Raw genomic sequence first — 14,863 nt, forward strand, 5'->3', positions numbered from 1 at the left:
GGGATCGAATAGCCAGCCACGCTAACGAGCCCATCGCGAGACTGTGTGCAGTCTGTGTGAGGCTCTTGCGCGGATGTCGGCGCGGCCCTCGACACGGATGTCACCTACAGGGACGTCACCGGCGCGGCGGCCCCGTCGTGGTCGTGGCGTCCACCATGTCCACGTCGCTCGCGCGGACGTAGGCGAGCCGGTGGCCGAACTGGATCTCGTAGTACTGGGTGCGGCCGTGCACCACCGGGTTCGGGGTGTCGGTGAAGGACTTGTCGGAGTAGGAACCGACGACGTGGGACGTGGTCACGTACCGCTGGCCCGCGAGGAGGCTGTAGGGCAGGGGCGATTCGGGCTCCTGCGTAGCGTCCTCCGGGTAGACGTCGTCGTCCGGGAGGGCGCGGCCGTACACCGGGATCTCGCTCAGGCCCTCCTTCGGGGTCACCAGGTGGCCGCTCGCGCCGACGGCCGTCGGATGGGCCTTCGGGTCGTGGAACCACGCCTTGTGGCCCTGGAACCAGATCGCCGTCCAGTCGCCGTGGCGGCCGGCGACCGCGAAGGTCTGACCCGCCGAGACGCGCGAGCCCAGGTCGTTGACGTCCTCGGTGGAGTCCTCGCCGTCCGGGTGCCGGCCGGGGTCCTGGATCAGGGGCGCGGTCTCGTCCGGCCGGGTGTACAGGCGTACGGCGCTGGAGCCGTGCGGCGCGCACGGCTTGCCGGCCCCGGCGCAGCCCGTGAACGCCGGCTTGTGGGTGCGGTAGTCCGGCAGCACGGTCACCAGGGCGCTGTCCGGCGGCGCCGTGGCCCGCAGGGGCGCGCCGAGCAGGTCGAAGTAGTGCCGCCAGTCCCAGAAGGGGCCGGGGTCGTCGTGCATGTCGGGGATGGTGTCGGCGGTCGGGGCGGGCACGTTGTCGTGGCCGAAGATGTGCTGCCGGTCCAGCGGGATGTCGTACTTCTGCGCCAGGTAGCGCACCAGGCGGGCCGAGGCCCGGTACATCTGTTCCGTGAACCAGGCGTCGGGCCGGGTGAGGAAGCCCTCGTGCTCGACGCCGATGGAGCGGGCGTTGACGAACTGGCTGCCCGAGTGCCAGGCCTCGTCCTTGGTCCTGACGTGCTGGGTGATGTGGCCGTCACTGGAGCGGACCGAGTAGTGCCAGGACGCCTCCGTCGGATCCTGCACGGTCTGGAACATGCTGCGCAGCGACGCCTCGGTGTCGTGGATGACGATGTACTCGATCCGCTGGTCCCTGGGCCGGTCGCCCAGGTCGTGGTTGCCGTAGTCGCCGTCGTCGTCGATCTCGTCGTACGACGCGCTCAGCCAGGAGCAGGACAGCTCCGCCGGGCACTCGACGTTCTTCGACCGCGCCGGGCCCGGACGGCCGGCGGCCGGCAGGCGTAGGCCGGGGTTGGCCGGGAGGCTGACCTGCTGTCCCACGTCGGTGGTGCGGTGCGCGCCGTGCCGGATCACGTCGAAGACGTCCCGCGCGTACGACGACGCCGCCGCCCGGTCGTTCGTGCCGGCGAAACGTGTCACCGACTCCCCCCAGTCCGCCGGGTTCGCGCTCAGCGGCTTGCCGAGCGCCCGCTGGGTCGCCGCCAGGAGGGCCGCGCCGCCCCGCACGTTGGCGCCGGCGTCCGTGCGCAGCCGGTCCGCCGGGGCGCCGGTCAGACGGGCGGCCCGGCGCAGGTCCGTCACCTGCGCGGAACGGCCGCCCGATGGGTCGGCGGACGGATCGGCGGACGGATCGGCGGAGGAGTCGGCGGGGGCGGAGGGCCGGGCGCCGGCGGCCACCGCGCTCCGGGTGTCCCTCAGGTGCATCGGCCCGTAACCGCCGTCGACGCTCGGGGCGCCCGGGTGCGAGTCCCAGCGCGACTGCAGGTAGGACACGCCGAGCAGGACGCTCAGCGGCACGTGGTACTCGTCCGCCGCCGCCGTGAAGTCGTTCTGCAGACGCCGGTCGGACGCGTTGTCGGCGTCCTCCGGCGGGGGGATCAGCAGCGGGAGGAGGAGCGCTGCCGAGGCGGCGGCGACCCACACCGTCCGGCGGTTGCCCCGTACGGCGCCGACAACCCTGGTCATGACACGTCCGGCCAATGCAAGTGCCTCCAACCGCGCTCGACGCGCCCAGGATGAGAAGCAGCCGCTCTTCGCGCCGCCGCCACCCCTCGTACGTTTCCTGGTCCGCCGCGCCCCCGCGCGCCGAGCTTCACCGACGTGGACCAGTCCTCCGGCCAAGCCACCCGGTCGGCGGCAGCGTCAGAAGCGAGCCGGTACAGGCCCGTTCGAGGCGGTTCAGTCCTCGACCGGGTCCACCCGCCAGTCCGGATGGCCGGGCATCGGCGGGGTGTGCGCGCCGTACAGCCACGGCGTCAGAAACGGTTCCAGGTCCCTGCCCGCGACCTCGGAGGCGAGCGCGACGAAGTCCCGGGTGCCGGCGGCCCGGCCCCGGTACCGGGTCACCCACGACCGCTCGATCCGCCCGAAGGTCTCCTCGCCGACCTCCTCGCGCAGGGCGTAGAGCACCAGCGCCGAGCCGTCGTAGCGGATGTTCCTGAACAGGGTCGGCTCGGTCGGTTCGGCGGGGGCGCCGTCGTCGTGCCGCCACTGGTCGTGCTGCTCGTACGCCGCCCGCATCGCCTCCTCCAGGCCGGGGCCGCCGTGCGTGTCGGCGTACAGCCGTTCGTAGAAACGGGCGTGACCCTCACTCAGCCACAGGTCGGACCACCGGCGCAGGGCGACGCTGTCACCGGTCCACTGGTGGGTCAGCTCGTGCACCAGGTCCCGCTCGGCGTCGGCCCGATCCCCCAGCAGGTCCGCCTTCGGTACGACGGACAGCGACTGCGTCTCCAGCGCCACCGGCAGGTCGGTGTCCGCGACCAGCACGCCGTAGCGGCGGAACGGGAAGGCGCCGAGCCGCTGTTCCAGCCAGGCCAGGTGCTCGCCGGTGAGCGAGCGGTACTCCTCGGTGTCGGCGACGAGGTCTTCCGGCACCACGTCCCGTACGGGCATCCCGTGCGGGCCGGTGCCCTCCACGAACGCGAACCTGCCGATCGCCACCTGCACCAGCTGCGCCGCGAGCGGGTCCTCGGAGTCGTACGTCCACCGCACGCGCCCGTCGGGCTGCCGGGCGCGCTCGACGAGCCGCCCGTTGGCCACGGCGTCGATGCCGGCCGGGGTGGTGATGCGGAAGGTGTAGCGGGCCCGCAGACTGGGGTGGTCGTCCGCCGGGAAGATCAGCTTGGCGCCGTCGGGCTGCGGGTAGGTCACCGTGCCGTCGGGCGTGGGTACCCAGCCGTAGCGGCCGATCGCGTCGTCGCGCGCCCGGCGTCCCGTCGGGTCGGCGGTGTAGCCGACCCGCACGGTGAAGGCGGCGCCGCGCGGGATCGGCCGGGCCGGGGTGACGACCAGCTCGTCCCCGTCGCGGACGGCACGCGCCGGGACGCCGTCGACGGTGACCGTGTGCAGCGCGTTGCCCGCGAAGTCGAGGTCGAAGCGGGACAGGGCCTGGGTGGCGGTGGCGCTGATGGCGGCGCCGGCCTCGAAGGGCGTCCGGGGCGCCCGCCAGTCGAAGGCGAGAGCGTAGTGGCGGACGGTGTAGCCGCCGTTTCCGGCCAGTGGCATCAGCGGGTCGCCGATGCCCGGGGCGCCCGGCGACGGGGCCGCACCGGCGGCGGGGCCCGGGGCGTGGGTGCCGTGCCCAGGAGAGGAGCGGTCGCCGCCCCCGGAGAACGCCCCGGACAGACACCCGACGATGGTGCCGGCGAGGACGCCGGCGCCGGTGAAGGCGAGGACCGCCCGACGGACACTCGTGATCTTCATGGCCGCACTATGTCAACAGGGGTTGCCCATTGCCACCTTTGCGGTATTTGTTGTCCTTCGTGGCTTGTGCGCTGACCCCCGGTCAGGCCGGGGCCGGGGCAGGGGCCAGAGGGGGCACGGGCGCGGGTGCGGGTGTGCAGCGGGTGCGGAGGGTGAGGATCCGTTCGGCGTGGTGCTCCTCGTGGAGGTCGATGCGGCGGGCCGTCAGCAGGTCGCCGAGGCTGACGACCCCCTCGACCCGGGGGCGCTCGTCCCGGGTGACGACGAGCAGGCAGGGCCCTGACCGCCGCCGCCGCCGACGACCTCGATCTCGCCCTCGATCCGTCGGACGAGGCCGACCGCCTGGCCGGCCTCGTCGACGACCCCCTCAACCCCGCTCCCTGAGGTCAGCTCCGGCTCACCATCCGGTGAACAGCAGATGGTTGAGGAGCAGGGCGAGCAGCGCCTGCGCGGTCAGCCAGGCGCGCGGACGGCTGAGGAAGGCGCACGCGGGGAGCAGCCACAGCGCGAACGGCAGCCAGATGCGTTCCGTCTCCGCCTTGCTCATGCCGGACAGATCGGCGATCAGCAGGGCCAGCAGGGCGGCGGACACCACCAGCGCGAGACGCGCGTCGGCGGTGCGGTCCGTGTCGTGCGGGGACGGAGCCGGACGGGGCCGGCGGAGGAGGGCCGTGGCGGTGCGCCGTAGGCCCGCCGCTGTCGCGAGGCCGGTGATGATCACGGTGCAGGCGAGGTTGGCCCAGACCCAGTAGCCGTAGGGCCGGATGCCGCCCACGCCCTGGTAGTAGCGCTTGACCAGCAGGTGGTACGCCTCCCACCAGTCGAACCCGGCGAGGGTGAACACGGCGGGTACGACAGCGGTGGCGCCGAGCAGCGGCAGCAGCAGAAGGGGACGCTCCCGCAGCGCGCGCCGGCCGAGCAGCAGCACCGCCGCGCCGATCAGCGCGACCAGCACGAGGCCGTAGGAGAGGTAGCAGGTCAGGCCGTACAACAGGCCGGAGCCTCCCGCCGCCGCCAGGGAACGCCTGGTGAGGGCCACGGCCAGCAGGGCCACCGCCCACGCCGCCACCGCCGCGAAGTACCCGTCGGCCGAGGCGCCCACCCACACGGCGGCCGGGGCCAGTGCCAGGAACGGCGCCGCCCGTCGCGCCAGGCGCTCGTCGGCCAGCGCCCGGACCGTGACCAGCACGGCCACACAGGCCGTCGATCCGACGGTGACGCACCAGGCCCCCGCCCAGCCGCCGCCCCGCAGGCCGATCCGGTCCAGCAGGACGAAGGTGAGGGTGGCCGCCGGGGGGTGCCCGGCGATGTGGGCGGGCCAGGGGGCCGGGGTGCCGCTCACGATGTGGTGGGTGAAGTCGCGCAGGGCGGCGGGGATGTCGTGGAAGCGGCCGATGACCGTGAGGTACTCGTTGGTGGTGGTGAGCCGGCCGGCCACGCCCCGCCGCCAGCCGTCGACCAGCGCCAGCGACCAGGTCCAGGCCAGCGCCGTGCCCCAGGCCGCCACGAGCAGCGTCCGCCACGGCAGCCGGGCGGCGACGGCCGGCCCGTACGCCACCACGGCGACCGCCACCAGTACGGCGGCGGGCGTGCCCGGCCCCAGGTGCGGGTCCCAGTCGGCGAACAGCGGCGGCCAGTGCACGAAGAGGGTGTGCCGGGTGTCCTGGATGTGCCGGCCGACCAGCACGGCGGCGAGGACGAGCAGGGCTGCGGTCACGGCGGCACACAGGTCGGCGTGACCGCCGTCGTGACGGGGGTGCCGGCCGTGCTGGTCATGCCCGTCGTGCGGGTCACGGAGGGAAGCGCGGGTCACACCGGCACGCTAGGTCGGCGACCGGGTGATGAGGCGGATCGGCGGGCGGACGTCAGCGTTTCGTCATGGGTCGCTGGCCCTTTCCCGGGGCGGTCCCGGCCTACGGTCGGAACATGCGAGACGACGACCCCCGGCTTCCCTCCTCGCCCGGCTTCTGGCGCAGCCCGCTGCGCGGCCCCTGGTTCACCTCGGTGCTCGGCCTCGTGCTGCTCGTCGGCATCACGGTGCTCTTCGTGACGGGACTGGTGTCGTACGCCGCCTACAACCCGGACCTGTCGCCGGTGAACGACCAGACCCCGGACAAGGGCGTCCTCGGCTTCTATCTCTTCGCCTGGCCGACGGACCCGTACTGGTTGTACCGGCTCACCCAGGGCCTGCACGTCACCCTCGGCATCGCCCTGATCCCGGTGCTGCTGGCCAAGCTGTGGTCGGTGGTGCCGAAGCTGTTCGCGCTGCCGCCGGCCCGCTCGCTCGCCCACGCCCTGGAACGGATCTCGCTGCTGCTGCTGGTCGGCGGCGCACTGTTCGAGTTCACGACCGGAGTCCTCAACGTCCAGCTCGACTACCTCTTCCCCGGCTCCTTCTACCCCCTGCACTTCTACGGCGCCTGGGTGTTCTTCGCCGCGTTCGTCGCACACGCCGTACTCAAGACGCCCGCGGCCCTACGGACCGTCCGCGAGCGGCGGACCCCCGGTGAACCGCGGTCGCCGGAAGGGGAGCCGGGGCTGGTGTCCCCCCGGCCCGACGCGCCGACGGTCTCCCGGCGGGGCGCACTCCGGTTCGTCGGCGGCGCCTCGCTGCTGCTGTTCGTCACCACCGCCGGGCAGAGCATCGGGGGCGCGCTGCGCCGCACCGCCCTGCTCGCGCCGCACGGCGGACCCGACCCCGGCGGCGGACCGAACGGCTTCCAGATCAACAAGACGGCCGTCTACGCGGGGATCGACCCGGTCGAGACCGGGCAGGAGGCGTGGCGGCTCGTCGTCACCGGACGCACCGGCACGGTCCGCCTCGGCCGCGCCGACCTGCTCCGACTGCCCCTGCACAGCTCGGCGTTGCCCATCGCCTGCGTCGAGGGCTGGTCGACGGCCGACCAGTGGTGGCGCGGGGTGCGGCTGCGCGACCTCGCGGCGCTCGTCGGATACGAGACCGATCCGCCGGACGTGTTCGTCGAGTCCCTGCAACGGCGCGGGGCGTTCCGGCGGGCGGCCCTGCGCGCCAACCAGGTCGCCGACCCGCGTTCCCTGCTCGCCCTGTACGTCAACGGCGAGGACCTGTCCCCCGACCACGGCTACCCGGCGCGGGTGATCGTGCCGGCCGCGCCCGGTGTGCTCAACACCAAGTGGGTGGCCCGGCTGACCTTCGGAGACCTGTGATGCGCCCGCGTTTCCCGCCTGTCGGCAACCCCTTCCAACTCCTGCTGCTGGGCTGCTCGTTCGCGCTCGCCGCCTACGCGGGCCTGCGTCTGGTGGGCGGCGACTGGTTCGGTGTGGCGCTCTGGTTCGTCGGGGCGGCCCTGCTGCACGACCTGGTGCTGCTGCCCCTGTACGCGGCCGTGGACCGGGCGGTCGCGCGCGGGCTCGGCGCGGCCGGCCGCCGGGAGTGGGTGATGTACGTCCGGGTCCCCGCCGCCCTGTCCGGACTGCTGCTGCTCGTGTGGTTCCCGCTGATCGGCGGGATGGTCGACGAGCGCTACCGGATCGCCACGGGGCTGTCGGCGGACGGGTTCCTCACCCGCTGGCTGCTGATCACCGCCGTACTCTTCGGCGGCTCGGCGCTGCTGCTGGCGCTGCGGGTGCGCAGGGCGACGAAGCGGCGCCCGCCCGCCGTCCACTGACCGGCCCCCGCCCACCCCCGCGCGTAGCGGAGCAGCGCGGGGGTGCCGAGCCGGGCCCACGGGAAGCCGCCCCCGGAGCCACCGGTGTGGAGGACGTCGACGACCTCCACCCGGGCGCGTTCGTCGACGTCCACCGGGGCGGTCTCGGCGATCAGCAGACCGCCCGGGCGCAGCAGCCCGGCGGCCCGGTCCAGGAGCGCGAGCGGGTCGCCGCCGATGCCGATGTTGCCGTCCATGAGCAGCACGGTGTCCCAGCGTCCCTCGCCGGGCAGCGGCTCGAAGACCGAGCGGCGCAGCGCCTGTCCGCCCAGCCGTACGGTGTGCTCCACGGCGGCCTCGCTGACGTCGATGCCGAGGACGGTACGGCCCCGGGCGGCGAGTTCCGCCACCAGCCGGCCCGGACCGCAGCCGACGTCCAGCACGGTGCCCTCGCTGCGGTCCAGGACGTCCAGGTCGGCCGCGTCGGGCCGGGCGCACCAGCGCTCCACCTCCAGCGGCAGCAGCCAGCCGTCGTCCCGGCGCAGGAACAGCGGACCCCGCCCGGCGTGCAGGGCGGCCGCGTAGGGGCCGGCGGCGGCCCACGGGGGCACCGTGGTGCTCACCGGCCGGTCCCCGTCGCCGCGCACTCGGCCAGCCGGGCGGCGAACCGGCCGCCCGGGGCGAGTGCGGCCACGGCGTGGGCGTCCGCCGCCGTGTCGACGTCCCGCAGCCGGGGCAGGTCCCGCACCCGCAGGCCCGCCGCGACGAGCCGCCGCCGCTGCACCTCGCCGGTCACCGGCGTCGACATCGGGACGCCCAGGAGCAGGGCCGGATCGGGCTCGGCGAGCCCGAGCGCCCAGAACCCGCCGTCCTCGGCCGCGCCGAAGTACGCGTCGTGGCCGGTGAAGTCCACGGTGAGCAGGTCCGGAGTCACCTGCGGGGTGTCCATGCCGATGAGCAGGGCCGGGCCGGCACACCGGGCGAATGCGTCCGCCAGCCGCTCGTCCAGGCCGCCCGCGCACTGGGGCACCACCTCGAACCCGGGCGGCAGCCAGCGGCCGGGCGCCCCGTCCAGCACGAGAACCCGCCGTACGGCGGGCGTGGCGGCCACCGCGCGCAGGGTGTCGACGAGCGCGGCCTCGGCGAGTTCCGCCGCCTGCCGGGGTGTGAACGGCGGGGTCAGCCGTGTCTTGACCCGCCCGGCCCTGGGTTCCTTGGCGATGACGAGCAGGGTGGTCGAGGTCGTCGAGGTCACCGTACGGCCCTCCCGGCGGCCGGCGGCCCGGCCGGGGAACCGGCCGGTGGTTCGGCGAGCACGTGGCTCATGTCCCGTACCGCCTGCCAGGTACCGCGCCAGGTGCCGGTCACCTTGGAGGCGCCGGTGCGCGGCAGGTACGGCACGTCGTGCTCGGCGATCCGCCAGCCGGCGTCGGCGGCCCGTACCACCATCTCCAGGGGGTAACCGCTGCGCCGGTCGGTGAGGCCGAGGGCGAGCAGCGGTTCGCGGCGGGCCGCGCGCAGCGGACCGAGGTCGTGCAGCCGCAGCCCGGTTCGGCGGCGCAGCATCCGGGCGAGCGCGAGGTTGCCCGCCCGGGCGTGCAGCGGCCACGCGCCCCGGCCGCGCGGCCGGCGCCGGCCCAGTACCAGGTCGGCACCGCCCTCGCGCACCTCGCGCACGAAGGGGGCGAGGAGCGAGGGGTCGAGGGAGGCGTCGCAGTCGCAGAAGCAGACGATGTCGGCGTCGGACGCGGTCAGCCCGGCGTGGCAGGCGGCGCCGAACCCCCGGCGCGGCTCGTGCACGACGGTCGCGCCGAGCGCGCGGGCGACCTCGGCCGAGCCGTCGGTGGATCCGTTGTCGACGACGATGGCGCGCCATCCGGCCGGAATCCGTTCGAGAACCCAGGGCAGTGCCCCGGCTTCGTTCAGACAGGGGAGTACGACGTCGACGTCCTGCGGTGATGGTGAGACGGTCACGGTCTCACCCTACGAACGCGAATGCCGCATACCGGACTTCGGTTCCTTACGAAACGCGGACGTCGGGGCCCGCACGGCGCCCGGCGACGGTTTCCACGGCGCCGTGGTGCCAGGCTGGAGACATGCAGCAGCTCCACGAGCCCGAACCGGCGGGACGGGCCGAGCGGTCCGCCCGGGTCCTCGTCGTCGACGACGATCCGACCGTCGCCGAGGTCGTCGCCGGATACCTCGACCGCGCCGGCTATGTCGTCGACCGGGCCGACGACGGCCGGGCGGCCCTCGCCCGCGCCGTGGAACACCGGCCCGACCTGGTGGTCCTCGACCTGATGCTGCCCGGCATGGACGGCCTGGAGGTGTGCCGCCGGCTGCGCGCCCGCGGTCCCGTACCGGTGATCATGCTCACCGCCCGCGGTGACGAGGACGACCGCATCCTGGGCCTGGAGGTCGGTGCCGACGACTACGTCACCAAGCCCTTCAGCCCCCGCGAACTGGTGCTGCGCGTGGAGTCGGTGCTGCGCCGCACCCGCCCGGCCGGCGCGGCCCGGCCGCTGAGCGCGGGCGGCCTGACGCTGGACCCCGCCGCCCGGCGGGCCACCAGGAACGGCACCGCGCTCGCCCTGACCCTGCGCGAGTTCGACCTGCTCTCCTTCTTCCTGCGGCACCCGGGACGGGCGTACAGCCGCGAGGACCTGATGCGCGAGGTGTGGGGCTGGGACTTCGGCGACCTGTCGACCGTCACCGTCCACATCCGCCGGCTGCGCGGCAAGGTCGAGGACGATCCGGCCCGGCCGCGCCTGATCCAGACGGTGTGGGGCGTGGGCTACCGCTTCGAGCCGGACGCCACCGGGGAGGGCTGACCATGCGCGACATCTTCCTCATCGCCCTCTACGCCTTCACGGGCGCGGTGGCCACCGGCCTGGCCGGAGCGGGCGCGCTCCGGCTGATCCGGCGCCGCTCGCTGACCGCCTCGCTCACCGTGGTGGCGGCCGTCGGGGTCCTCGCGATGCTCGCGGGCACGCTGGCCGTCGCGTGGGCCATGTTCCTCTCGCCGCACGACCTGAGTGTCGTCACGACGGTGGTCGCCATGGCGGCCGTGGTGTCCCTGGCGACCGCGCTGCTGCTGGGCCGCTGGGTCGTGGCCCGCAGCCGTGAACTGACCGTGGCGGCCCGCTCGTTCGGTGACGGCGGCGACTTCACGGCACCGACCGAACCGGCCACCGCCGAACTGGCCGCGCTCAGCCGCGAGCTGGCGGCCACCAGTGCCCGGCTGGCCGAATCCCGGGAGCGGGAGCGGGCGTTGGAGACGTCCCGGCGGGAGCTGGTCGCCTGGATCTCGCACGATCTGCGCACCCCGCTGGCCGGCCTGCGCGCCATGGCGGAGGCCCTGGAGGACGGCGTGGCCGCCGACCCCGACCGCTACTTCAAGCAGATCCGCACCGAGGTCGAGCGGCTCAACGACATGGTCGGCGACCTGTTCGAACTCTCCCGCATCCACGCCGGCACCCTCGCGCTGAGCCCCTCCCGCATCTCCCTGTACGACCTGGTGGGCGACGCCCTCGCGGGCGCGGACCCGCTCGCCCGGGAGCACGGGGTGCGGCTGGTCGGCGACCACGTCGAACCCGTACCGGTCGAGGTGGACGGCCGCGAGATGACCCGTGTCCTCGGGAACCTGCTGGTCAACGCGATCCGCCGGACGCCCGCCGACGGCACGGTCGCCGTCGCCGCCGAACGGTCCGCCGACGGCGTGGTCCTGTCGGTCACCGACGGCTGCGGCGGCATCCCGGAGGAGGACCTGCCGCGGGTCTTCGACACCGGCTGGCGCGGCACCGACGCCCGTACGCCCCCGGCGGGCGCGGGCCTCGGCCTCGCCATCGTCCGGGGCATCGTGGAGGCGCACGAAGGCCGGACGACCGTACGCAACATCCCCGGCGGCTGCCGCTTCGAGGTGACGCTGCCCGTCGCCTAGGCGAGTTCCCGCAGTTCGGAACGGGCGAACTCGCGCATGCCCGCCTCGAAGCCGACCTCGGGCCGCCAGCCCAGCGCTCCGCGCAGGCGCGCGGAGTCCGCGGTGATGTGCCGTACGTCGCCCAGCCGGTACTCGCCGGTGACGACGGGCTCGGGTCCGCCGTACGCGGCGGCCAGCGCCCGCGCCATCTCGCCGACCGTGTGCGGCTCACCGCTGCCGGTGTTGTAGACCGTGAGGGCGCCGGGGCCCGCCGTCGCCTCCAGGGCGGCGACGTTGGCCGCCGCCACGTCCCGCACGTGCACGAAGTCGCGCCGCTGCCGCCCGTCCTCGAACACGCGGGGCGCCTCACCGCGGGCGAGCGCCGAGCGGAAGAAGGAGGCGACCCCGGCGTAGGGGGTGTCGCGGGGCATGCGGGGGCCGTACACGTTGTGGTAGCGCAGCGACACCGCCGAACCGCCCGTGGCGCGGGCCCAGGCGGCGGCCAGGTGCTCCTGGGCGAGTTTGGTCGCGGCGTACACGTTGCGGGGGTCGACGGGCGCGTCCTCGCCGACCAGCCCCGGCAGGAGGTCCCGTCCGCACACCGGGCAGGCCGGTTCGAACCGGCCGGTGTCCAGGTCGGCGACCGCGCGCGGTCCCGGCCGCACCACCCCGTGCCGTGCGCACTCGTACCGGCCCTCGCCGTAGACGACCATCGACCCGGCCAGCACCAGGTGCCGTACGCCCGCCTCCGCCATGGCGGCGAGCAGGACCGCCGTACCGAGGTCGTTGCGGGAGACGTACTCGGCGGCGTCGGCGACCCCGTTGCCGAGCCCGACCATCGCGGCCTGGTGGCAGACGGCGTCGACACCGGCCAGTGCCCGGCCGACCGCCGGCGGGTTGCGCACGTCGTCACCCGGATCGGCCCGTACGTCGTACACGAGCGGCTCGTGCCCGCTCGCCGCCAGCGCCTCGACGACATGGGACCCGATGAACCCGGCACCGCCGGTGACCAGTACACGCATGCCGTCACGCTAGGCCCGCGACGGCGCCGGCGGACGCGGCCGCGCCCGCACGTCACGACTCCGTAAGGACCGGACCCGGCAGACCCGCGGGTGTCCTCACACCTCCGGCTGGGCGACCGCGTCGAGTGGTTCCGGCCGGGACCAGAAGTCGGCGGAGGCGGCGGCCCGGGGCTCCGGCTCCGGCCCGGGCTGGGCGTGGCAGGTGAAACCGAGACGGATCATGGCCCGGGTGACCTCGCCGCTGGTGAAGTCGCGGCGGTCCTGCCGGGTGACGACCTCGCCCACCTGTTTGACGGGGTAGCGGCGGCGGCCGATGGTCACGGACTCACCCGTGATCGGTTCGGGCGTGACGCCCTTCATGGAGTCCAGCACCCCGTTCTTGGTCAGCTCGAACGGGTACCGGGCGATGACACAGCGCATGATGCCTCACAGGGGGAGGGGGAGCAGCGGGCTGACGTCCCGCAGCCGGACCTGGTCCGGGTACAGGGGACCTGGTCCGGGTACAGGGGGCTGTCACGGACAGCCGCGGGCTGTGGCCGGGCGCACGGCCTCAGGCCGCCGCACCGGAGGCGGACTGCCGTCGCGATCCGCGCCGCGCCGCCTCCCCACCGGTCTGGCCCGCACCGGTCCGGCCGCGACCGCGCCGGGACGCGGGGGCCCCGGCGCGGCGGGAACGTTCCGCGGGGGGCGCGGCGATGACGACGGGGACGCCGGACGGCGCCTGCGCGCCGGTGATACGGCTCAGCGTCTCCTCGCCCGAACGGACCGGAGTGACCTGCGGAGTGATGCCGGCCGTGGCCATCAGCCGGTTCATGGAGCGGCGCTGGCCGGGGGTCACCAGGGTGACGACGCTGCCGGACTCGCCGGCCCGGGCGGTACGGCCGCCCCGGTGCAGGTAGTCCTTGTGGTCACCGGGCGGATCCACGTTGACGACCAGGTCGAGGTTGTCGACGTGGATCCCGCGCGCCGCGACGTTCGTCGCGACCAGCACCGTCACCTGCCCGCTCTTGAACTGCGTGAGGGTCCGGGTGCGCTGCGGCTGGGACTTGCCGCTGTGCAGGGCGGCGGCCCGGACGCCGCTGCCCAGCAGGTGCCGGGTCAGCTGGTCCACCGCGTGCCTGGTGTCCAGGAACATGATCACGCGGCCGTCGCGGGCCGCGATCTCGGTGGTCGTGCGCTGCTTGTCCGCGTCGTGCACGTGCAGCACGTGGTGCTCCATCGTGCTGACCGCGGCCGTCGACGGGTCGACCGAGTGGACCACCGGGTCGGACAGGTAGCGGCGGACCAGCAGGTCGACGTTGCGGTCCAGGGTGGCCGAGAAGAGCATCCGCTGGCCGTCGCCGCGCATCTGGTCGAGCAGCGCGGTGACCTGGGGCATGAAGCCCATGTCGGTCATCTGGTCGGCCTCGTCGAGGACGGCGATGCCCACGTCGTCCAGCAGGCAACTGCCCCGGTCGATGAGGTCCTTGAGCCGCCCCGGTGTCGCGATGACGACCTCGGCCCCGCTCCGCAGCGCGTTCGCCTGCCTGCCGATCGACATCCCGCCGACCACGGTGGCCAGGCGCAGCCGTACGGCGCGGGCGTAGGGGGTGAGCGCGTCGGTGACCTGCTGGGCGAGTTCCCGGGTGGGCACGAGGACCAGGGCCAGCGGCCGCCGGGGCTCGGCCCGCCGTCCCGTCGTACGGGCCAGCACGGCGAGGCCGAAGGCGAGGGTCTTGCCGGAACCGGTGCGGCCCCGGCCGAGGACGTCACGGCCGGCCAGGGAGTTCGGCAGCGTCGCCCCCTGGATGGGGAACGGCACGGTCAGGCCCTCGTGGGCGAGCGCGGCCAGCAGCGGGGCCGGCAGGGCGAGGTCGGCGAACGAGTCGACGGCCGGCAGGGCGGGCGCGATCGTCTCGGGGAGGGTGAACTCGCCCTGCGGCGCGGCCCGGCGGCCTGTGTTACTCCTGGAACGGCCGGAAGCGCCGGAACGGTTGGCGGCGGAACCCGCGAAGCGATCGTATGTGCGGTTTGTGCGTGCCGTGCGTGCGGCGCGTGGGGTGCGTGCGCGGTTCATGTGGAACCTTCCTTGATGCGGGCGCGTATCAAGGAATTTCCGCAGCAGGAGGAACGGCGCAGAGAATCGCGAGAACGAGCCGGATATGTCAGGGTCGAAGTGCCCTGAAAATGCAGCGAGCTGGGGCCCGCACCCCAAGGTGCGGGCCCCAGCTGCGAAGTACGCGTCAGCGCCGGTGTCAGGCGGGGACGATGTTCTCGGCGGTCGGGCCCTTCTGGCCCTGGCCGATGTCGAACGACACCTTCTGGCCTTCCTGCAGCTCGCGGAAGCCCTGGGTGGCGATGTTGGAGTAGTGGGCGAAGACGTCGGGGCCGCCGCCGTCCTGCGCGATGAAGCCGAAGCCCTTTTCGGCGTTGAACCACTTCACTACGCCAGTAGCCATGTCATTTCTCCTTCGGAAAACGGTGCTCGGAGTCCGCCCTGTGCGGGCCC

13 protein-coding genes are annotated in these 14,863 nt (G+C 74.2%); 3 read left to right on the plus strand and 10 right to left on the minus strand.

What is annotated here, in order from left to right; translation table 11 throughout:
- Positions 1–115: 115 nt before the first annotated feature.
- The 3 genes from ACFYMM_RS11080 to ACFYMM_RS11090 form a co-directional block, all read right to left on the minus strand.
- A complete protein-coding gene (locus tag ACFYMM_RS11080) occupies positions 116–2,068 on the minus strand; it encodes an N-acetylmuramoyl-L-alanine amidase (RefSeq protein ID WP_388385548.1) in 1,953 nt (650 codons plus the stop codon).
- A 213-nt stretch (positions 2,069–2,281) separates the two neighbouring features.
- Positions 2,282–3,808: a M1 family metallopeptidase gene (locus ACFYMM_RS11085; RefSeq protein WP_388385549.1), complete on the minus strand. Its 1,527-nt coding sequence runs from the start codon at positions 3,806–3,808 to the stop codon at positions 2,282–2,284.
- A 397-nt stretch (positions 3,809–4,205) separates the two neighbouring features.
- Complete coding sequence (locus ACFYMM_RS11090; RefSeq protein WP_388385787.1) at positions 4,206–5,537, minus strand: hypothetical protein; 1,332 nt, start codon at positions 5,535–5,537, stop codon at positions 4,206–4,208.
- A gap of 197 nt (positions 5,538–5,734) precedes the next feature.
- On the opposite strand from ACFYMM_RS11090, the gene ACFYMM_RS11095 reads away from it, so the two are divergent.
- Positions 5,735–6,994 (plus strand): molybdopterin-dependent oxidoreductase, encoded by a 1,260-nt coding sequence (locus ACFYMM_RS11095; RefSeq protein WP_388385550.1) that lies wholly within the window; start codon positions 5,735–5,737, stop codon positions 6,992–6,994.
- A gap of 316 nt (positions 6,995–7,310) precedes the next feature.
- On the opposite strand, the gene ACFYMM_RS11100 is transcribed toward ACFYMM_RS11095, so the two are convergent.
- The 3 genes from ACFYMM_RS11100 to ACFYMM_RS11110 are packed head-to-tail and all read right to left on the minus strand — an operon-like array spanning position 7,311 to position 9,408.
- On the minus strand, positions 7,311–8,057 hold the full coding sequence (locus ACFYMM_RS11100) for a class I SAM-dependent methyltransferase (RefSeq protein ID WP_388385551.1): 747 nt from the start codon (positions 8,055–8,057) through the stop codon (positions 7,311–7,313).
- Positions 8,054–8,689, minus strand: a complete 636-nt coding sequence (locus ACFYMM_RS11105; protein WP_388385552.1) for a DUF2064 domain-containing protein — start codon at positions 8,687–8,689, stop codon at positions 8,054–8,056. The genes ACFYMM_RS11100 and ACFYMM_RS11105 overlap by 4 nt, the downstream gene beginning before the upstream one ends.
- Positions 8,686–9,408 (minus strand): glycosyltransferase family 2 protein, encoded by a 723-nt coding sequence (locus ACFYMM_RS11110; RefSeq protein WP_388385553.1) that lies wholly within the window; start codon positions 9,406–9,408, stop codon positions 8,686–8,688. The genes ACFYMM_RS11105 and ACFYMM_RS11110 overlap by 4 nt, the downstream gene beginning before the upstream one ends.
- 122 nt (positions 9,409–9,530) lie before the next feature.
- On the opposite strand from ACFYMM_RS11110, the gene ACFYMM_RS11115 reads away from it, so the two are divergent.
- Complete coding sequence (locus tag ACFYMM_RS11115; RefSeq protein WP_388385554.1) at positions 9,531–10,265, plus strand: response regulator transcription factor; 735 nt, start codon at positions 9,531–9,533, stop codon at positions 10,263–10,265.
- A 2-nt stretch (positions 10,266–10,267) separates the two neighbouring features.
- Positions 10,268–11,374 carry a sensor histidine kinase gene (locus tag ACFYMM_RS11120; RefSeq protein ID WP_388385555.1) on the plus strand — a complete coding sequence of 369 codons (1,107 nt, stop codon included), beginning with the start codon at positions 10,268–10,270 and terminating at the stop codon, positions 11,372–11,374.
- On the opposite strand, the gene ACFYMM_RS11125 is transcribed toward ACFYMM_RS11120, so the two are convergent.
- The 4 genes from ACFYMM_RS11125 to ACFYMM_RS11140 all read right to left on the minus strand — a co-directional run bounded on the left by ACFYMM_RS11125 (position 11,371) and on the right by ACFYMM_RS11140 (position 14,813).
- Complete coding sequence (locus ACFYMM_RS11125; RefSeq protein WP_388385556.1) at positions 11,371–12,375, minus strand: NAD-dependent epimerase/dehydratase family protein; 1,005 nt, start codon at positions 12,373–12,375, stop codon at positions 11,371–11,373. The genes ACFYMM_RS11120 and ACFYMM_RS11125 overlap by 4 nt on opposite strands.
- Before the next feature lie 96 nt (positions 12,376–12,471).
- The gene (locus ACFYMM_RS11130; protein WP_388385557.1) at positions 12,472–12,795 is read right to left on the minus strand and encodes an SCO5918 family protein; all 324 of its coding nucleotides are present in this window, start codon (positions 12,793–12,795) and stop codon (positions 12,472–12,474) included.
- A 130-nt stretch (positions 12,796–12,925) separates the two neighbouring features.
- Complete coding sequence (locus ACFYMM_RS11135) at positions 12,926–14,431, minus strand: DEAD/DEAH box helicase (protein ID WP_388385558.1); 1,506 nt, start codon at positions 14,429–14,431, stop codon at positions 12,926–12,928.
- Between the two features lie 178 nt (positions 14,432–14,609).
- Complete coding sequence (locus ACFYMM_RS11140) at positions 14,610–14,813, minus strand: cold-shock protein (protein WP_388385559.1); 204 nt, start codon at positions 14,811–14,813, stop codon at positions 14,610–14,612.
- Between the last annotated feature and the right edge of the window lie 50 nt (positions 14,814–14,863).

Origin of the sequence: Streptomyces sp. NPDC006739 (assembly GCF_042869815.1) — a bacterium.
Classification (GTDB): domain Bacteria; phylum Actinomycetota; class Actinomycetes; order Streptomycetales; family Streptomycetaceae; genus Streptomyces.